The organism is Pontimicrobium sp. MEBiC06410 (assembly GCF_053601615.1).
This window is the reverse complement of sequence record NZ_JBSHNT010000144.1, coordinates 1-18,391: the sequence shown is the minus strand read 5'-3', so window position 1 is coordinate 18,391 and position 18,391 is coordinate 1. Positions and strand designations below refer to the sequence as shown.

Sequence of the window (18,391 nt, the reverse complement as noted above, 5' to 3'; positions counted from 1 at the left end):
TCTATTTTTTATCCTCCAGCAAAAGGTGGTAACAATGCTAATTCTCCAGAAGATAAAAGGGTCTCTTTTGTAATTAACTTTTGGTTTTGTGCTATTTGAAAATCTTTATCTTTTAATATTGGGTATTTATTATATAATGTTTCTAAAAACTCTACTACTGTAGTTCCTTCTTCATTAATAATTTCTTCTTCACATTTAGTGACCTCAGCCAACATTCCAAAATATTTAACTGTTAGTTGCATGGTTTATCTCTTTTAATTCTATTGGTGTATTTACATTTGTTGTATGTATTGCTAAAGCTTTATCTAATACTATTGTTTTAGTCTTTAACTGCCTAGTTAATACTTTTAATCGTCTCTCACCTTGTTCTAATAGTGTAAAACAGGTGTCTTTACATTGTTTTTTATACAATGCTATCAGCGGCATTATTTTATTATTACTTTCTATTTGAACACAGTTTATAGTTTTATCCGAAGCATTTATTAATGCATTTAAAACAGAGGTGCTTATTAATGGAATATCGCAACTCAATACTAAATTCTCTTCAGTTTTAGAATAATACAAACCTGTATACAACCCTGCTATTGGTCCGCTATTAGGAATCAAATCCTCAACACGTTTTTCCGCAAACACATCATGTTCAGGATTATTACTTACTATAATAATTTCTGATACTATAGGCTCTAAAGCATTAATAACATGTTGTATAAAAGGTTGTTTATTGTATACTATTAGTCCTTTATCTTCCCCCATTCTAGTACTTTTCCCTCCCGCTAGAATAATTCCTGTAATATGCTGTTTTTCCGCTTTCATTTATACTATAAATAATTTAAAAGATGCTAGCACTAACACAAAAGCAAGTAAATATCTTAAATGTTTATTATTAAATTTTTTACTTCCATAATAGCCTCCTAAAAACCCTCCTATTAATGCAAAAAGCACAAATAAAATGGTCTCTTTTGGTAAAGATGCTCCACTACTTAATTGGCCTACTAATCCTGAAGCTGAATTTACCCAAATAAATAAAGCTGAAACAGCAGCTGCTTCTTTCATTTTACCCCAATGAAATAATAGTATAACTGGGCTTAAAATAATACCTCCTCCTATTCCTATTAATCCAGAAAAGAAGCCTATGATAGCTCCAACTATTATGCCTTCCCATATTTTAATGTTTTTTACAGTCGATTGCTCACGTCCAAAAACATTCATTATTTTTAAAATGGCAAATATTAATAGTAATGCCAGAATTTTTTTATAAATAGAAGCATCAATTGTAAGCCTTCCTCCTACAAATGCCATGGGAATAGAAGCTATTGCGAAGGACATAAATAGTTTTTTATTAAAATATCCTGCTTTATAGTAATGGTAAAATGCTATCCCTGCAACAAATAAATTTAACAATAGTGCTGTAGGTTTCATAATCTCTGGCGCAAACGAAAATAATGCCATGAGTGCTAAATAACCACTTGCTCCTCCATGACCAACACTAGCATATAGAAACGAAATGATAGGTAAGCAAACTATAAAAACCAAATATGTCGTTATGTCTGGCATTAAAATATATTTATCTCTAAAAGTTGTTTATCTAAATACTCCCAGCAGTTTTTATTAATAGTATCAAAAGCATCGATTAGCGCTTTCCCATGTGGGGTTAACGTTGAGCCTCCTCCATCTTTGCCTCCTACGTTTGTAATTATTACTGGTTTTTTGGCAGATTTATTAACAGCATCAAGAAGAGTCCAGGCTTTTTTGTAAGACATTCCCATAGCTTTGGCGCCTTTAGACAAAGACCCCGTTTCTTCAATAGCTTTTAGCAAACGTACACGTCCTTCTCCTATAAGCACTTTGTCTCCTGCTTCAATCCATATTCTACTTTTTATTTTATACTCCATAATGACATTATTTAATGAGGAAAATGTATTACTTCTACCGTATCACCTATAGCTATAATATTTAAGTTTTCTGGTACATATACAAATGCATTAGCTAAGGCAAATGTTTGTAACATTGCAGAGCTTTGTCCTTCTAAAATAGAAACTTCTCCAGCGTTATAAATTGCTTTTAAAAATTGACTACGGTCTCCTTTTTTTATAAAAGATGATGCTGATTTTTCTTTAGATTGTTTCAATTTAAAATTACTTGCTCCAGATCTATTTTGTAATGCTGGGTATACATAAATATAAAAACAGCTTAATGCAGCAGCTGGGTTTCCTGGCAATGCAAAAACAGAAGTATTATTTCTTTCTCCAAAATATAATGGTTTACCAGGTTTCTGTTTTACTTTATAAAACACCTCTTTTACTTTTAATTCTCCTAAAGCCTTCCCTACAAAATCATAATCTCCAACTGAAATACCTCCGGTAACTAAAACAACATTGCTTTTTGAAATTGCAGACTCCAGAGTTTTCACAGTTTCTTCATACACATCATTAACTCGGTATATTTGCATGTCTGTAAAACCAGATTTAAGTAATGCGCTTTGCAGCATTATCGTATTACTCTCAAATATTTTTCCGTAAGTTAAAATGTCTCCTGCTTCTGTAAGCTCATTTCCTGTAACAATAATTGCTATAGTAGGCTTCTTAAACACTAAAGCCTTTGTAATTCCTAAAGTTGCTAAAAAACCTATAGCGGCAGGTGTTAAACATGTTCCTTTTTTTAAAGCTACAGCTCCTTTTTTTACTTGTTCTCCTTTTGGGCGAATATTTGCTTCTGCAGTGACTTTATTAGTTAGTATTATACTATTCTCGTTAGAAACAACTTTTTCCTGCATCATTACTGCATTTGCAGAATCTGGAACAGCTGCCCCTGTAAAAATCCTAACTGCTTCACCTATTTTTAAATTTGGGTTACAACTATCTCCTGCTTTTGTTTCACCAATAACCTTATAGTTTTCAGAGTCATGCATATTAAGGGCATAGCCATCCATTGCAGATTGTCTAAAAGGCGGCATATCTATGGGAGAAATAACATCTTCTGAAAGATAATACCCTATACAGTCTATCAAAAACCGTTCTTGAGTCGTTGTCGCATTCGTTTTATTAAAAACAAGTTCCTTAGCTTTTTCTACGCTAATCATTATTACAAGATTTTATACTCTAAAATAGAGCTATTATCGTTATTTCCAAACAAATATAGCGATATGTTTTTTCTTATATATGATTAATATCATGTTAAAAAAGAGTAACTTTCATGTTATTTGTGTATCAATCTTTAACAAAAAACAATGTCTGTAAAAAGTTATTTAGCACATCCGTATGAGGGCAAAAAAAAGGAACTCATAGAAACACTCTCTCAAATTAATGAATGTGATGTTATCCCTGCAGAAAACAAAGACATTCTAATAGTAGTTACTGAAACAGAAACTAGGGAAGACGAAGATATTTTAAAACAAAAACTAGAAACCATAAGTAGCTTAAAACTACTAACTATGGTTTCAGGATTTAACACAACTAAAACAAACTAACATATGTATACTTCTTTAACTAATAGACGAAGTTTTATTAAAAAAATGGCAACACTTTCTGCAATGACAGCAGCAGCGACCATGTTTCCAGGTATTATGTTTGCTAGCGAACAAGAAAAAGGATTACCAAAAGGCGGTAATTTAGATTGGAAAAAGGCTCCATGTAGGTTTTGCGGGGTAGGTTGTGGCGTTTTAATTGGTGTAGAAAATGGTAAAGCAGTAGCCGTAAAAGGAGATCCTAAATCTACAGTAAACAAAGGCTTATGTTGTGTAAAAGGTTATCATTCTGTAATGTCTATGTATGGAAAAGACCGTTTAACAAAGCCTTTGGTTAAAAAAAACGGAAAATATGTAGAGACTTCAATGGAAGAAGCATTAGACTTAATTGCTTCAAAAATGAAAGACACCATAAAAGACCATGGTAAAGATGCAGTCTCTATTTATGGTTCTGGTCAATGGACTATTCCAGATGGTTATGTTGCTTCTAAACTTTTTAAAGGTTGCATAGGTACTAACAATGTTGAAGCCAATGCTCGTTTGTGTATGGCAAGTGCGGTAACGGGGTTTTTAACATCTTTTGGAATAGATGAACCTATGGGTTGTTATGAGGATATAGATCATGCAGATGTATTTGTACTATGGGGAAATAACATGGCAGAAATGCACCCCGTTTTATTCTCTAGGTTATTAGACCAACGACTTAAAAGAGGTGTGAAAATTATAGATTTTGCTACTCGTACAACACGTACAAGTATGGCAGCCGATAAATCTATTTTATTTTTACCCCAAACTGATTTAGCTGTTGCTAATGCTATTTGTTATGAAATTATAAAAAATGGTTGGGTAAATAAATCCTTTATTGAAAAACATTGTAATATCAAAAAAGGGATTACAAACATGGGCTACGGCTTAGAAGACAACTATAAATTTAAAGACAAGCCAGAAGGGATAAGTTTTGAAGAATACAAAACCTTTTTAGAGGATTATGCTCCTGAGAAAGTAGAAAAAATATCAGGTGTTTCTGCTAAAGATATTAAATACATGGCCGCTTATTATGGTGATCCTAACAAAAAAGTAATGTCGCTATGGTGTATGGGCCCTAACCAGCACAGTAGAGGCACTTGGATGAATAACTTAATTTATAACATTCACTTATTAACAGGTAAAATCTCTACACCTGGTAATAGCCCCTTCTCATTAACAGGGCAGCCTTCTGCCTGTGGTACTGTTAGAGAAGTTGGTACACTAACCCATAAACTACCTCATGGGGTGGTTATGAATAAAGAACATAGAGAATTTGCTGCAAAAATATGGGATGTTCCTGTTGAAAATATAGATCCAAAACCAACCTACCATACGGTTGAAATGTTTAGAGCATTAGATAGAGGCGATATCCGTTTTATGTGGATACAAGTAACCAATCCAATGGTAACTATGCCTAAATTAAAACGCTATAGAGATGCAACAAAAAAAGAAGGCAGATTTATTGTAGTGTCAGACATTTACCCTACTCCAACCACAGATATAGCCGATGTTATTTTACCATCTGCAATGTGGGTAGAGCGCGAAGGGATGTATGGCAACTCAGAACGTAGAACACAGTACTTTGAGCAAATGGTACAGCCACCAGGAGAAGCCATGAGCGATACTTGGCAATTAATTGAAGTAGCCAAACGCATGGGGTTTGAAAAACAGTTTTACTATAACGAGGACACCCATATTGAAGAAATATATAATGAATACCGTAAGCATCACGATAATAAAAAACATAATATGGCGCCTTTAAAGGTTTTAAAATCTCAACCAGGTGCAATGTGGCCATACGTAGAAGGAAAATCTACACAATGGCGTTTTAACTCTAAGTACGACCCTGCATGTAGCAATGGAGAAGCCTTTCATTTTTATGGAAAAAAAGATGGCAAAGCTATTATTTGGCAACGTCCTTACGAGCCTGCTGCAGAGTCTCCAGACTCAGAGTATCCTTATTGGTTATGTACTGGACGTGTAGTAGAACACTGGCATACTGGCTCTATGACGCGTAGAATTCCTGTATTGCATAAAGCAATGCCACACAGTTATGTAGAGCTTAACCCAGAAGATGCTAAACGTCTGCAAATTAAAACTGGAGACCGTGTAAAATTAACAACCAGACGAGGGGAAATAACACTACCTGCTGCTATAAATGAAAGAGGTGTACCAGCACCTATGCAAGTGTTTGTTCCTTTTTTCGATGAAAATATGTTAATTAACGACATTACTTTAGATTCGTTTTGTCCAATTTCTAAAGAACCAGATTATAAAAAATGTGCTGTTAAAGTAGAAAAAGCTTAGGTTATGAGAAAACGGTTAGGTATCATATCATTATTTGTAATTCTATTTATAGCTTTTATTGTTGTTTGGAATTACAGTTATTACCAAGGTCAAGAAGAAGCCTATGTTCCTATAGAAAACAATAGGCCGATTCCTATTATTCCTTCAGAATCTGGAGTTTTTGAACGTTCTGAATACGCTTTAGATTATGTAAATATGCCCGTTGATGAAAATCATCAACGCAGCATGAAAACCTATTATAACAATAGAGCTTTTTATGGCGCACCTCCTAGCATTCCTCACACAGTAGAAAGTGAACGAAACATGGGAGAAAATAGTTGCTTAAAATGTCATGAAAATGGCGGATTCTCGGCTAAGTTTAACGCTTATGCTCCCGTTACTCCGCACCCAGAAAAAATTAATTGTCGTCAATGCCATGTTCCAGAAAAAACGACAAGCTTATTTAAAGGCACTAATTTTAAAAAAGGAACAATACCATTAGTAGGTGTAAATAATGCTTTAGATGGTAGCCCGCCTGTAATACCTCATCAATTACAATTACGCGAAAACTGTTTAGCATGTCATGCAGGACCTGCTGCCCCTAAAGAAATTAGAGTTACACATCCAGAGCGTATTAATTGCCGACAATGTCATGTTCCTAATAATAAAGTAACAGAAGATATAGGCACATTTATAAGAAAATTTGAAACTAATGAATAATCATCGTCATATACAACTTTTTGGTTTTTGCATCATAATGCTTCTTATTACTTCTTGTAAACATCAAGAACATGAATATCATAGCATTACAGATAAAATTGAAGCCGAAAGCAAAAACTATCAAGGTATTTCTACTTCTTCTGAAAAATATATAGGAAATATGGAATTGGTAGAAGTCTCCGAAAACGGAATAACATTTTTAATACCAGAAAGAACAGGAGAAATAAAATCTTATAAATGTACAGAGTGCCACACTAAACCTCTGGCACAAATGCAAAGTAAAGACCTTAAAAAGGCACACTGGAATATAAAATTAAACCATGCAAATATTAACACCATGAATTGTGTTACATGCCACGATGGCAATAACCCCGATAATTTAAAAAGTTTAACAGGAACGCCAATCCATTTTAATAAAAGTTATAAGTTATGTGGTCAATGTCATCAAAAACAACAAAAAGATTGGGTTGGTGGTGCTCATGGTAAACGAATAGAAAGCTGGGCTACTCCAAGAGCATCTATGACTTGTGTTAATTGCCACAATCCACACTCTCCTGGATTTGAAACAAAATGGCCTGCAAGATTTAATACTCAAAAAATTAAAGAACGAAAATAATTAGGTATGAGCGAAAACAAAAAAAAATGGTTTACTCTAAACCTAAACAGCAAACATAAACAAACTTCAAGCTCTTGTGGTTGTGGAAAAAACTCTGGTAGTTGTACTTCGGAAAAATCACTAAGCAATGAAGATTTTATAGAAGCTGCTTCTAATGCTGCAATTGGAGAAGAGAGACATAAAGATGGTTTTGATCAAGTATTCGACGTAAAAATGGATCGTAGATCTGCCTTTAAAAAACTTACAGCTAGTTTGTTAATTGGAGCGGGTGCAGCCTCTTCATGTACTAGTATTGTATCTAGTGATGAAACTAAAGAAAAAGCGCAAATAGATTGGGAAGAGCAGTTTAAAGGAAACTATAAACTGATGACGGATGACGAAAAGAAAGCTACTGTAAACAGACTGGTACGTTCGTACCAAATTAGAACAGGAAAAACATTAAATATGTCTTCTAAAAATGCTGAAGAAGATGTACTCTTTGGATATGCCTTTAACATTTCAAAATGTCAAGGCTATATGGACTGTGTAAGTGCCTGTGTTGAAGAAAATAATCAAGATAGGAATTCACAAATGCAATACATTAGAATTCATGAAATGAAAGATGGTAAAGGCTTCAATTTTAATGAAGCTGATGATAATTATTATCATGAAGTTCCAGCAGAAGGTCATTTTTACATGGGTACACAATGCTTCCATTGCGATAATCCACCATGTGTTGAGGTTTGCCCTGTACAAGCAACTTGGCGAGAAAAAGATGGTCTTGTTGTAGTGGACTACGACTGGTGCGTTGGTTGTAGGTATTGTATGGCAGCCTGTCCTTACGATGGCAGACGTTTTAATTGGAGTAAACCAGAAGTTCCAGAAAACGAAGTCAATAAAAACCAACACTACTTAGGAAATCGTTTACGTAAAAAAGGAGTCATGGAAAAATGTACTTTTTGTGTACAACGCTCAAGAGCTGGTAAAAACCCTGCATGTGTAGAAGCTTGCCCTACTGGCGCACGTATTTTTGGGAATCTTTTAGATCCTAACAGTACAATTAGATGGGTCTTAGAAAACAAAAAAGTATTCAGATTAAAAGAAGATTTAGGTACAGAACCAAAGTTCTGGTACTTCATGGACTAAAATATATACAATGAAACAACTTAAAGTTTTTACAAGTTTAGTAAAAGATAGTTTAAGCACTATAACACAAGGTTCCAAAAGATACCATGTATGGATGGCTTTTTTAACTTTTGTAATGTTAATAGGTATGTATTGTTATTCTATACAACTAGAACATGGTTTAAGTGTTACAGGAATGACCGATAGAGTTAGCTGGGGCCTGTATATTTCTAATTTCACATTTTTAGTAGGTGTAGCGGCGGCGGCAGTAATGCTCGTTATGCCAACTTATGTTTTAAAAGATATCGATTTTAAACAAGCTGTGCTTATTGGAGAGGGACTAGCTGTTGCTGCATTAATTATGTGTTTAGCTTTTGTTGTTGCAGATATGGGAGGCCCTTCTGTATTATGGCATATGATTCCTGGATTTGGTGTTTTTAACTTCCCTAACTCAATGCTTACTTGGGATGTTATTGTACTTAATGGGTATTTATTTTTAAACATTACAATTCCTTTTTACATCTTATTTAGACATTATCAAGGCAAAGAATCTAAAAAAAGTATTTATGTTCCAGGAGCAATATTATCTGTTTTTTGGGCTGTAGGGATTCACTTAGTAACAGCTTTTTTATATCAAGGCTTACAAGCAAGACCATTTTGGAACAATGCGTTATTAGGACCTCGTTTTTTAGCATCTGCTTTTGCTGCAGGACCAGCTTTAATAATATTAGTACTAGCTATAATTAGATCTTTTACTGCTTTTAAAATTAAAGACAAAACCATAAAAAAAATAGCAATGGTAGTTACTGTTGCAGCACAAATAAACATTATCATGTTAGTCTCTGAGTTGTTTAAAGAATTCTATGCGCCTACACACCATAGTGAAAGTGCTTATTATTTATTTTTTGGACTAGATGGTAAAACAGCCTTACTACCTTGGATATGGACTGCAATTTCTTTAAATGTTTTAGCAACTGTAATTTTAACTTTCCATAAACTTCGTAACAACTTAAAGGTACTATACTTTGCCTGTTTTATCTTGTTTATTGCTATATGGATAGAAAAAGGGTTCGGGCTAATTGTGCCAGGTTTCATCCCAGGACCTTATGGAAAAATAGCCGAGTACACACCTACTGGAATAGAAATAGGAGTTACATTAGGAATATGGGCTATGGGCGCTTTAGTGTTTACTGTTTTAGCTAAAACAGCTATTGGTATAGAAACCGGGAAATTAAGGTATAAAAAGAAGTAAAGTCGTTTATCTAATAAAAAAACTCGTTATGCATTATAACGAGTTTTTTTATTAAACCATTCAAATATCTTATCTGTAAAATGCTTGTGTTGTATTTTTATCTCGAATACTCTCACGCATATCGTTTAAATTCAACTCCTCAATATCAACTTATCTTTGTTGAAAATCAAGAATTAGTCAAGGCATATTATCCATTTTAATTAAATATATTATAAATACAGTATTACTCTTATTCCTACTGTATCTTTAATCTAAGATAGATAAATTTATATACAACCATAATTATGTGCTTTTCCTTAACTATAAGATAAATTCATTTAAAAATTAGCAAACCTATTTATATTTACTACATTTGTTTTGTAAACTTTAGGAGTAGCTAGATATCTAGTTTGAGACATATCCTTAGAACCTGATTTGGTTAATACCAGCGTAGGGAAAAGTTACAGTATGTATTACTGCACTTTTTATTATTCTAAATACTTCTCGTTTACATTATTTATAAAATTGATTTCTAAATTTATTAGATACTATTTTTAATACAAATGATAACTGTAAACATAAACCAAAAACAACACCAAGTCGTTAAGAATACTAGTTTAAAAACATTGCTAACACAATTAGACATTACTAGTACAGGTATTGCTGTAGCAATTAATAATACTATTATTAGTCAAGACGATTGGGACATACAAAAACTCCAACAAAACGATACTATTTTAATTATAACAGCAACTCAAGGCGGCTAAAACTACTATTTTAATATGAAGAAAAAAGATACTGCTCCAAAACAAGATGGAGTTACAAGACAACCCTTTCCTAACTCAAAAAAAATATATATTCCTGGAAAGATATATCCAAATATTAACGTTGCCATGCGAGAAATAGCATTAAGTGACACCGTAGACTCTATAACTAAAAAGCGTACTCCAAATGAACCCGTTACGGTGTACGACACCTCTGGACCTTATACAGATCCTAACAAAGAAATAAATGTGCATAATGGTATAGAACGTATTAGAAATCAATGGATTTTAGATCGTGAAGATGTTGAGGAATTACATGCTTTTTCTTCCAATTATTGTAATGAACGCTTAAACGATTCTAGTTTAGATCATTTACGTTTCAATTTAAAACACAAGCCTAAAAAAGCTAAAAAAGGAAAAAACGTTTCGCAAATGCATTATGCGAGGCAAGGTATTATAACCCCAGAAATGGAGTATGTGGCTATTCGCGAAAATCAGCGTATAGATGAAATGACACGTTTATCTAAACAACACCCTGGGCAAGATTTCGGCGCAAATATTCCTTCAAAAATAACTCCAGAATTTGTTAGAGAAGAAATTGCTAGAGGGCGTGCTGTAATTCCTTCAAACATTAATCATCCAGAAGCTGAACCTATGATTTTAGGTCGAAATTTTCTTGTAAAAATTAATGCTAACATTGGTAATTCGGCAACAACATCTTCTATAGAAGAAGAAGTAGAAAAAGCTGTTTGGGCCTGCCGTTGGGGTGCAGATAATATTATGGATTTATCTACAGGAAAAAACATTCATGAAACTAGAGAGTGGATTATACGAAACTCTCCTGTCCCAATAGGTACTGTGCCTATTTATCAAGCTTTAGAAAAAGTAAATGGAGTTGCCGAAGATTTAACTTGGGAGATTTTTAGAGATACTTTAATTGAGCAAGCTGAACAAGGTGTAGATTATTTTACAATTCATGCTGGTGTACGTTTACGCTATGTACCAATGACTGCAAAACGTATTACAGGTATTGTCTCTCGTGGTGGTTCTATTATGGCAAAATGGTGTTTAGCGCATCATAAAGAAAGTTTTTTATATACTCATTTTGAGGAGATTTGTGAAATTATGAAAGCTTACGATGTTGCCTTTTCATTAGGAGATGGACTTCGCCCTGGTTGTATTGCAGATGCTAATGATGAAGCGCAATTTGCTGAGTTAGAAACTTTAGGAGAATTAACAAAAATTGCATGGAAACACGATGTGCAAACCTTTATTGAAGGCCCTGGACACGTACCTATGCACATGATAAAAGCCAACATGGATAAGCAATTAGAAGCATGTGGTGAAGCGCCTTTTTATACATTAGGTCCTTTAACTACAGATATTGCCCCAGGTTACGACCATATTACTTCTGGTATTGGTGCAGCCATGATTGGTTGGTATGGTACAGCAATGTTATGTTACGTAACACCAAAAGAGCATTTAGGCTTACCTAATAGAGACGATGTAAGAACTGGTGTAATTACTTATAAGTTAGCAGCTCATGCCGCAGATTTAGCAAAAGGACATCCAGGGGCACAACATAGAGATGATGCTTTAAGTAAAGCGCGTTTTGAATTCCGTTGGGAAGACCAATTTAATCTAGGGCTAGATCCAGAATTAGCTCGCGAATACCATGACGAAACTTTACCAGCAGAAGGTGCTAAAATTGCACATTTCTGTTCCATGTGTGGCCCTAAATTTTGTTCTATGAAAATATCTCAAGAGGTACGTGATTTTGCTGCCGAAAATGAAATAAAAGATGATGAAGTCTTTGCAAAAGGAATGGAAGAAAAATCTAAAGAGTTTAAAGACAAAGGAAGCGAAGTTTATTTATAAAAAATGATTGTTCTTATAGCCCCAGAAAAAGATATTGAAAATGAAATTTTAATTCTGACTCAACTTTTTGAGTCAGGATTAGAATATTATCATTTTAGAAAACCAAACAAATCTTATCAAGAACATTGTGAGTATTTAGAGGCCATAGACCCTAAATATCATAATAGGATTGTAGTACATTATTTTCATGAATTAATAAATAAATACAATTTAAAAGGGATTCATTTTCAAGAACAAAAAAGAAGAGACCATATAGATAATCCAGGTCATTATTTTAAAGACCTAAATCTATTCGGTAAAACCATTAGCTCTTCTTTTCACGAACCAAAAGAATTAGAAGACTGTTATTTTGAGTTTGATTATCATTTACTAAGCCCAGTTTTTTCCTCAATATCTAAACAAGGATATAAAGGCAAAGGTTTTAATGTTAATTATATAGATAAATTAATAATTGGCATGGGTGGAATCAACGCAAATACCATAGCAAAAACAATGGAGTTAGGGTTTAAAGGTGTTGGAGTTTTAGGTGGAGTTTGGAATACTAATAATCCAGTTGAAAGCTTTATAGAATTAAAAAAGGAATACCATAAAATTGAACGTTAGACCTAACATATTAACTATAGCAGGATTCGATCCTTCTAACGGAGCGGGGTTAACAGCCGATGTAAAAACATTTGAAACTTTAAAATGTTATGGATTGTCGGTTTGTACAGCTAATACCGTTCAAGATGATCAATCATTTCAAGCTTGTCACTGGATGCCTGTAGAGCAAATAACAGCCCAAATAGAGGTTTTACTTAATCGCTTTCAGGTTGATGTAGTAAAAATTGGAATTGTAGAACGTTTTGAAGTATTGAATACAATTATTAATCTAGTTTTAAAATATAATTCTAAGACAAAAATTGTTTTGGACCCTATTTTAAAATCGAGTTCTAATTTTCAGTTCAATTCAATTTTAGATTTAGACAATATTTTAGAAAAAATATACTTACTAACACCTAATTATAACGAAATCAAAGAGCTATATCCTAACAAAAGCTTAGACGAAACTATCCAATTAATTTCATCTAAAACCAACGTATTTTTAAAAGGCGGACATCGACCAAATAAATTAGGAAAAGACGAGCTATATACTAAAGAAGGGAAAACGTTTGTATTTAACCCTAAGTTACTTAATTGTTCAGAAAAACATGGTAGTGGTTGTGTGTTATCTTCTTCCATAGCAAGTTATTTAGCTTTAGGTTTTCCGTTATTAAAAGCATGTTATAGAGGCAAAAGGTGTACAGAGCAGTTTTTAAGTTCTAATAGAAGTCTTTTAGGATATCATTAAAAGAAATAATTATGATAAGCAAATTACAATACATATCGCAAGGAACCACGCCTCAAGAACATCTAGATAATATTCAGAAAGCTTGCACTTCTGGAGCAGAATGGATTCAGTTACGTTTAAAAGGTCTAGATGACAAAACCATACTTGAAACAGCAAGAAAGGCTAGAGAAATAACGACTCATTTTCAAACTAGATTAATTATAAACGATCATTATAAAGTTGCTATTGAAATTAAAGCAGATGGTATTCATTTAGGAAAAACTGATGCTTGCCCTTCTATGGTTAGAAAGAAATTATATTCTTGGCAAATAATTGGCGGAACAGCCAACACACAAGAAGATTGTAAGGAATTAATAGATAAAAAAGTAGACTATATAGGTTTAGGTCCTTTTAGATTCACGAAAACAAAAGATAATTTAAGTCCGGTTTTAGGAGAAAAAGGGTACTTAACAATACTAGAAGAATTAAATACAGATATTCCTGTAATTGCCATAGGAGGTATTACACAGAATGATGTATTAGATATATTAATTACCGGAGTATATGGTATTGCAGTATCTGGAGAAATTACTCGTAATTTTAATAGTATAACAACGTTTAAAGAAATTATAAATGGAGGTCCAACACAAGAGCAACGTTGGCAACCAGAAGAAAATAAAAAATAAGAATGTTACAAATAGCAAATAAAGAGTTTAACTCAAGGTTGTTTACAGGAACAGGCAAATTCAGTTCTTCTAAATTAATGAACGAAGCTTTAATAGCCTCAGAGAGTGAATTGGTAACAGTTGCATTGAAGCGGGTTGATATAGAAAATAATCAAGATGATATATTAACACATTTAAAACACCCAAGAATTAATTTATTACCCAATACTTCTGGAGTAAGAGATGCTAAAGAAGCGGTGTTTGCAGCTCAACTATCCAGAGAAGCTTTAGAAACAAATTGGATAAAATTAGAAATACATCCAGATCCTAAATATTTATTACCAGACCCAATAGAAACCTTAAAAGCAGCAGAGGAGCTTGTAAAATTAGGGTTTATTGTAATGCCTTATATTCATGCAGACCCTGTTTTATGCAAGCGATTAGAGGAAGTAGGAACGCAATGCGTAATGCCTTTAGGAGCACCTATTGGTAGTAATAAAGGCTTAAAAACATTAGAGTTTTTAGAAATTATTATAGATCAAAGTAATGTCCCTGTGGTGGTAGATGCAGGCATTGGCAGCCCTAGTCATGCCGCTCACGCTATGGAACTTGGTGCAGATGCTGTATTAGTAAATACAGCTATTGCGGTTTCGCAACACCCAGTAGAAATGGCTAAAGCTTTTAAAATGGCTGTAGAAGCTGGTAGAATGGCTTTTGAAGCTAAGTTAGCTCCTATAGTTCATAAAAAGGCTGAAGCTAGTAGTCCTTTAACTCGTTTTTTAAGTTAAAATGAATAATACTTTTAAAGACATATTTGACACTTATAATTGGGATGAAATTCTACAAAGTATTTTTTCTAAAACAGAAACAGATGTTTTACAAGCTTTAGACAATTCAAAACGTAACTTAGAAGATTTTAAAGCACTTATTTCGCCAGCAGCAAAACCATACTTAGAACAAATGGCCCAGTTGAGTAGGCAATTAACTAAAAAACGTTTTGGAAATACCATACAGATGTACTCTCCAATGTATTTAAGTAACGAGTGCCAGAACATTTGTACGTATTGCGGTTTTAGTATGACCAATAAAATTCCGCGTAGAACCTTAACTGATACCGAAATCTTAAAAGAGGTTGAATATATTAAGTCTAAAGGATATGACCATATTTTATTAGTTACTGGTGAAGCTAATAGAACAGTTGGTGTAGAATATATTAATAATGTATTACAATTAATTCGTTCACATTTTTCAAATATTACAATAGAGGTTCAACCTTTAAACCAAGAAGAGTATGAGCAGTTAATTGATAGTGGATTGTATGCCGTTTTAGTGTACCAAGAAACCTATCATAGAGACGAATATAAAAAGCATCATCCAAAAGGAAGAAAGTCTAATTTCGATTACAGATTAGACACTCCTGATCGATTAGGCAAAGCTGGTGTGCATAAAATAGGTCTGGGAGCTTTATTTGGTTTAGAAGATTGGAGAGCCGATAGTTTTTTTACAGCTTTACACTTAAAATATTTACAAAAAACCTATTGGAAAACAAAATACTCCATTTCATTCCCTAGGCTACGTCCCCACTCTGGAGGCTTAGAACCAAAAGTAGAGATGACAGATTCTGATTTGGTACAGTTAATTTGTGCTTACAGATTATTAGATGAAGATGTAGAACTTTCTATTTCCACTAGAGAAAGTGAACTGTTTAGAAATAACATTGTAAACATAGGTATTACCTCTATAAGCGCAGAATCTAAAACAAATCCTGGAGGTTATGCTGTAGAACCAAAATCGCTAGAACAATTTGAAATTTCGGACGAACGCTCTACCGAAGCCATAACAGCTATGTTAAAAACTCAAGGCTTAGAAGTTGTTTGGAAAGATTGGGCAAATAATTGGCAATAAAAAATAGTACACTTTACTAATTATGAAATTAACTAAAGAAGAACAACAGCATTACGATCGTCATTTAATTTTAAATGAGATTAGTATAGACGGGCAATTAAAGCTAAAAAGAGCTAAAGTTTTAGTTATTGGTGCTGGCGGACTTGGCTGTCCTGTATTACAGTATTTAACTGCTGCAGGTGTTGGTACTATTGGTGTTTTAGATGACGATATTGTTACTAAAAGTAATTTACAGCGCCAAATACTCTATACTTATAACGATATTGGTACTTTAAAAACAGATGCTGCCGTTAAGCGTTTACAACACTTAAACCCCTTTGTAGATTTTAAAACCTACTCGATACGGCTATCTAAAGACAATGCAATACCTCTTTTTAAAGAATACGATATTATTGTTGATGGAAGTGATAATTTCCCAACACGTTATCTAGTTAATGATGCAGCAATTATAACCAATAAACCTGTTGTGTTTGGTTCTATTTTTAAGTTTGAAGGTCAGGTTAGTGTATTTAACTATAAAAATGGTCCTACGTATCGTTGTTTATTTCCTAAACCACCCAAATCTAATGACGTTCCAAATTGTTCTGAAATTGGCGTTTTAGGTATTTTACCAGGCATAATAGGCTGTTTTCAAGCTAATGAAGTTATAAAGATAATTTGCAATATTGGAATGGTACTAACAGGTAGGCTTTTAACCTTTAATGCACTTAGTATGCAACAATTGCTTTTTTCATTCAAAAAAAACATAACAGCTACTATTACAAATCTAGATATTGATTATGATGTGTTTTGTGAAGTTCCAAAAGCTATTACAAAAATTACATTCGAACATTTAGAGACATTACCACACACTTATAATTTACTAGATGTTAGAGAGCATTGGGAACGTAAAGAACACCATATTGGTGGCCAACATATTCCTCTTGGAGAACTGCCTCATAATATTGATAATGTTTTACAAGATAAAGACTTAGTTGTGTATTGTAAATCGGGGGTACGTAGTATGGCTGCTATTAAAATTTTAAAACAATATGGGTTTAAAAAACAGCTTATAAGCTTATCCTTATTGTAACATAATAAATTATGTTTATGTAAAAAGCCCTTCAATTTCCTAAAGGGCTTTCAATTACATACGCAAGACTCAATCTTTTGATTTTTTTTTAAGTTAAGAGTCTAGCTATAGACATATCCAAATAAACAGACTCATTTAAAAAACTGGAATACTCTTTTTTAATTTAAATGATACTTTTTTAAACAAATAAAATCTGAATAAATATTGTTAAATACATTCTCTCTTTTATTATAAATTTTCCCATCTATTTTAATAGCACCACTTTGAAAATATGACAGCTTTTGTTCTAATTCTTTTATTTTATGATTAAGAAAATAAGATATAATTGAATCTTGATATTTCTCTGCAAGCCACATCGTTTTCGAATTTCCTTTATATTTATAAATACTTCTATACAACGGTTCTAGTCTTGAAAACTTAGAAAAAGTTTGTTTGCCTAAAGCATCCAAAATAATTTGATTGTTACGAGAAAGGACAAAATAAATTTTGGTGATATTATGTTTTACAATTAATGTATTTAATTCATCTAGTGTTTTAGTATTAGAAACAAAAGAGTTTGCAAGAGAAGTATAAAAATAGTTTTCTGAGGCGAACTTAGTATTTATAACTGTTTCTAAACAATCTGTTGGGCATAAAAGAAAAAGCGCTTTACGCATTATACTACAGGACTTGTATTTACAAATGGAAATGATGAATGATGCACATCAATTTTTAACTCTTCATCTATAAGTTTGTATCCAAATGTATATTCTACTTTTGCTTCTTCTCCATTTAAATCTGTAAAAAAGTAATTACCCATAGCAATAGCTCTTTTTTCCTCTAAAATAAATCCTGTATTTTCAAATCTTACCTTTGTCCAAGGTTGTATAGCAAAACCTTTATCTTCTGCACAAGCTCTATCATCACCTGCTATAAAATAAGACAACGCCTTAAGTTTTGTAGATCTAAATTGTTCTATTTCACACTTTGTTGGTTTAAATAAAACTACCCCATTTTCAAATGCATAACGCTCCTCTAGAAACGTTCTTGCATATTTAAGACATTCTTGTCTGTTATCTTTTAAGCTCCCTATTTTTACTACTCCATCTCCCCACTTTTTTTGTGACTCTAACACTTGTTCTTTTGATATCATAATTAGAAAATTTTAATTATTAATTAATTTTAAAAATTCATTTCGTTTTAAGTCTTCTTTAAAACAACCATCATATTCTATGGACTTGCAACAAAAAACTGGACAAAAAGAAGAGAGATTATGCTGCTAATTTTTGATTGTTCATTTCTGTTTCAAATTCTTCAATAGATTTTAAGCCTAAAGCCGTGTGTAATCTTTTTCTATTATACCAAGTTTCAA

21 protein-coding genes and 1 riboswitch are annotated in these 18,391 nt (G+C 32.9%); of the genes, 14 read left to right on the top strand and 7 right to left on the bottom strand.

The annotated features are described in order from the left end of the window. Positions 1 to 8 precede the first annotated feature (8 nt). The 5 genes from ACVC08_RS05560 to ACVC08_RS05540 are packed head-to-tail and all read right to left on the bottom strand — an operon-like array spanning position 9 to position 3,079. Positions 9 to 242, bottom strand: a complete 234-nt coding sequence (locus tag ACVC08_RS05560; protein WP_452597075.1) for a MoaD/ThiS family protein — start codon at positions 240 to 242, stop codon at positions 9 to 11. Beyond that, positions 226 to 813 carry a molybdenum cofactor guanylyltransferase gene (gene mobA / locus ACVC08_RS05555; protein ID WP_452601320.1) on the bottom strand — a complete coding sequence of 196 codons (588 nt, stop codon included), beginning with the start codon at positions 811 to 813 and terminating at the stop codon, positions 226 to 228. The genes ACVC08_RS05560 and mobA overlap by 17 nt, the downstream gene beginning before the upstream one ends. Continuing rightward, on the bottom strand, positions 814 to 1,554 hold the full coding sequence (locus ACVC08_RS05550; protein ID WP_452601319.1) for a sulfite exporter TauE/SafE family protein: 741 nt from the start codon (positions 1,552 to 1,554) through the stop codon (positions 814 to 816). Continuing rightward, complete coding sequence (locus ACVC08_RS05545; RefSeq protein ID WP_452601318.1) at positions 1,554 to 1,892, bottom strand: winged helix-turn-helix domain-containing protein; 339 nt, start codon at positions 1,890 to 1,892, stop codon at positions 1,554 to 1,556. The genes ACVC08_RS05550 and ACVC08_RS05545 overlap by 1 nt, the downstream gene beginning before the upstream one ends. A gap of 11 nt (positions 1,893 to 1,903) precedes the next feature. Then, entirely contained in the window at positions 1,904 to 3,079 is a 1,176-nt protein-coding gene (locus tag ACVC08_RS05540; protein ID WP_452601317.1) for a molybdopterin molybdotransferase MoeA, read from the bottom strand. Positions 3,080 to 3,226: 147 nt separating this feature from the next. Between ACVC08_RS05540 and ACVC08_RS05535 the strand changes: the two genes are divergently transcribed. From ACVC08_RS05535 to moeB, 14 genes are all read left to right on the top strand, one after another. Next, positions 3,227 to 3,466, top strand: a complete 240-nt coding sequence (locus ACVC08_RS05535; RefSeq protein ID WP_452597080.1) for a hypothetical protein — start codon at positions 3,227 to 3,229, stop codon at positions 3,464 to 3,466. Between the two features lie 45 nt (positions 3,467 to 3,511). Next, positions 3,512 to 5,797, top strand: coding sequence for a molybdopterin-dependent oxidoreductase (locus ACVC08_RS05530; RefSeq protein WP_452601316.1), 2,286 nt, complete (start codon positions 3,512 to 3,514; stop codon positions 5,795 to 5,797). A gap of 3 nt (positions 5,798 to 5,800) precedes the next feature. Next, positions 5,801 to 6,496, top strand: coding sequence for a nitrate reductase cytochrome c-type subunit (locus tag ACVC08_RS05525; protein WP_452597082.1), 696 nt, complete (start codon positions 5,801 to 5,803; stop codon positions 6,494 to 6,496). Next, complete coding sequence (locus ACVC08_RS05520) at positions 6,489 to 7,112, top strand: cytochrome c3 family protein (protein ID WP_452601315.1); 624 nt, start codon at positions 6,489 to 6,491, stop codon at positions 7,110 to 7,112. The genes ACVC08_RS05525 and ACVC08_RS05520 overlap by 8 nt, the downstream gene beginning before the upstream one ends. A gap of 6 nt (positions 7,113 to 7,118) precedes the next feature. After that, a complete protein-coding gene (locus tag ACVC08_RS05515) occupies positions 7,119 to 8,237 on the top strand; it encodes a 4Fe-4S dicluster domain-containing protein (RefSeq protein WP_452598320.1) in 1,119 nt (372 codons plus the stop codon). A gap of 10 nt (positions 8,238 to 8,247) precedes the next feature. Continuing rightward, positions 8,248 to 9,468, top strand: coding sequence for a sulfate reduction electron transfer complex DsrMKJOP subunit DsrP (gene dsrP / locus ACVC08_RS05510; protein WP_452598319.1), 1,221 nt, complete (start codon positions 8,248 to 8,250; stop codon positions 9,466 to 9,468). 358 nt (positions 9,469 to 9,826) lie between these two features. Beyond that, positions 9,827 to 9,921, top strand: a riboswitch (TPP riboswitch). A gap of 89 nt (positions 9,922 to 10,010) precedes the next feature. Continuing rightward, a complete protein-coding gene (thiS, locus tag ACVC08_RS05505; RefSeq protein WP_452601314.1) occupies positions 10,011 to 10,214 on the top strand; it encodes a sulfur carrier protein ThiS in 204 nt (67 codons plus the stop codon). Positions 10,215 to 10,229: 15 nt separating this feature from the next. Continuing rightward, entirely contained in the window at positions 10,230 to 12,089 is a 1,860-nt protein-coding gene (gene thiC / locus ACVC08_RS05500) for a phosphomethylpyrimidine synthase ThiC (protein ID WP_452601313.1), read from the top strand. A 3-nt stretch (positions 12,090 to 12,092) separates the two neighbouring features. Further along, positions 12,093 to 12,692, top strand: a complete 600-nt coding sequence (locus tag ACVC08_RS05495) for a thiamine phosphate synthase (protein WP_452601312.1) — start codon at positions 12,093 to 12,095, stop codon at positions 12,690 to 12,692. Next, positions 12,682 to 13,419 carry a hydroxymethylpyrimidine/phosphomethylpyrimidine kinase gene (locus tag ACVC08_RS05490; protein ID WP_452601311.1) on the top strand — a complete coding sequence of 246 codons (738 nt, stop codon included), beginning with the start codon at positions 12,682 to 12,684 and terminating at the stop codon, positions 13,417 to 13,419. Before ACVC08_RS05495 ends, ACVC08_RS05490 begins: the two co-directional genes overlap by 11 nt. A gap of 11 nt (positions 13,420 to 13,430) precedes the next feature. After that, complete coding sequence (gene thiE / locus ACVC08_RS05485; RefSeq protein WP_452601310.1) at positions 13,431 to 14,084, top strand: thiamine phosphate synthase; 654 nt, start codon at positions 13,431 to 13,433, stop codon at positions 14,082 to 14,084. A gap of 2 nt (positions 14,085 to 14,086) precedes the next feature. Then, the gene (locus ACVC08_RS05480; protein ID WP_452601309.1) at positions 14,087 to 14,851 is read left to right on the top strand and encodes a thiazole synthase; all 765 of its coding nucleotides are present in this window, start codon (positions 14,087 to 14,089) and stop codon (positions 14,849 to 14,851) included. 1 nt (position 14,852) lies between these two features. Next, entirely contained in the window at positions 14,853 to 15,968 is a 1,116-nt protein-coding gene (gene thiH, locus ACVC08_RS05475; RefSeq protein ID WP_452601308.1) for a 2-iminoacetate synthase ThiH, read from the top strand. A gap of 22 nt (positions 15,969 to 15,990) precedes the next feature. Beyond that, entirely contained in the window at positions 15,991 to 17,040 is a 1,050-nt protein-coding gene (gene moeB, locus ACVC08_RS05470; RefSeq protein ID WP_452601307.1) for a molybdopterin-synthase adenylyltransferase MoeB, read from the top strand. A 158-nt stretch (positions 17,041 to 17,198) separates the two neighbouring features. Here moeB and ACVC08_RS05465 read toward each other — a convergent pair whose 3' ends face one another. Both ACVC08_RS05465 and ACVC08_RS05460 read right to left on the bottom strand, forming a co-directional pair. After that, the gene (locus ACVC08_RS05465) at positions 17,199 to 17,696 is read right to left on the bottom strand and encodes a hypothetical protein (RefSeq protein WP_452601306.1); all 498 of its coding nucleotides are present in this window, start codon (positions 17,694 to 17,696) and stop codon (positions 17,199 to 17,201) included. After that, positions 17,696 to 18,172: a hypothetical protein gene (locus tag ACVC08_RS05460; RefSeq protein ID WP_452601305.1), complete on the bottom strand. Its 477-nt coding sequence runs from the start codon at positions 18,170 to 18,172 to the stop codon at positions 17,696 to 17,698. The genes ACVC08_RS05465 and ACVC08_RS05460 overlap by 1 nt, the downstream gene beginning before the upstream one ends. Positions 18,173 to 18,391: the final 219 nt, after the last annotated feature.

Coding starts and splice junctions, on each gene's coding strand:
- ACVC08_RS05560 (WP_452597075.1), bottom strand. CDS start 242: ATGCAACTAACAGTTAAATATTTTGGAATGTTGGCTGAGGTCACTAAA.
- mobA (WP_452601320.1), bottom strand. CDS start 813: ATGAAAGCGGAAAAACAGCATATTACAGGAATTATTCTAGCGGGAGGG.
- ACVC08_RS05550 (WP_452601319.1), bottom strand. CDS start 1,554: ATGCCAGACATAACGACATATTTGGTTTTTATAGTTTGCTTACCTATC.
- ACVC08_RS05545 (WP_452601318.1), bottom strand. CDS start 1,892: ATGGAGTATAAAATAAAAAGTAGAATATGGATTGAAGCAGGAGACAAA.
- ACVC08_RS05540 (WP_452601317.1), bottom strand. CDS start 3,079: ATGATTAGCGTAGAAAAAGCTAAGGAACTTGTTTTTAATAAAACGAAT.
- ACVC08_RS05535 (WP_452597080.1), top strand. CDS start 3,227: ATGTCTGTAAAAAGTTATTTAGCACATCCGTATGAGGGCAAAAAAAAG.
- ACVC08_RS05530 (WP_452601316.1), top strand. CDS start 3,512: ATGGCAACACTTTCTGCAATGACAGCAGCAGCGACCATGTTTCCAGGT.
- ACVC08_RS05525 (WP_452597082.1), top strand. CDS start 5,801: ATGAGAAAACGGTTAGGTATCATATCATTATTTGTAATTCTATTTATA.
- ACVC08_RS05520 (WP_452601315.1), top strand. CDS start 6,489: ATGAATAATCATCGTCATATACAACTTTTTGGTTTTTGCATCATAATG.
- ACVC08_RS05515 (WP_452598320.1), top strand. CDS start 7,119: ATGAGCGAAAACAAAAAAAAATGGTTTACTCTAAACCTAAACAGCAAA.
- dsrP (WP_452598319.1), top strand. CDS start 8,248: ATGAAACAACTTAAAGTTTTTACAAGTTTAGTAAAAGATAGTTTAAGC.
- thiS (WP_452601314.1), top strand. CDS start 10,011: ATGATAACTGTAAACATAAACCAAAAACAACACCAAGTCGTTAAGAAT.
- thiC (WP_452601313.1), top strand. CDS start 10,230: ATGAAGAAAAAAGATACTGCTCCAAAACAAGATGGAGTTACAAGACAA.
- ACVC08_RS05495 (WP_452601312.1), top strand. CDS start 12,093: ATGATTGTTCTTATAGCCCCAGAAAAAGATATTGAAAATGAAATTTTA.
- thiE (WP_452601310.1), top strand. CDS start 13,431: ATGATAAGCAAATTACAATACATATCGCAAGGAACCACGCCTCAAGAA.
- ACVC08_RS05480 (WP_452601309.1), top strand. CDS start 14,087: ATGTTACAAATAGCAAATAAAGAGTTTAACTCAAGGTTGTTTACAGGA.
- thiH (WP_452601308.1), top strand. CDS start 14,853: ATGAATAATACTTTTAAAGACATATTTGACACTTATAATTGGGATGAA.
- moeB (WP_452601307.1), top strand. CDS start 15,991: ATGAAATTAACTAAAGAAGAACAACAGCATTACGATCGTCATTTAATT.
- ACVC08_RS05465 (WP_452601306.1), bottom strand. CDS start 17,696: ATGCGTAAAGCGCTTTTTCTTTTATGCCCAACAGATTGTTTAGAAACA.
- ACVC08_RS05460 (WP_452601305.1), bottom strand. CDS start 18,172: ATGATATCAAAAGAACAAGTGTTAGAGTCACAAAAAAAGTGGGGAGAT.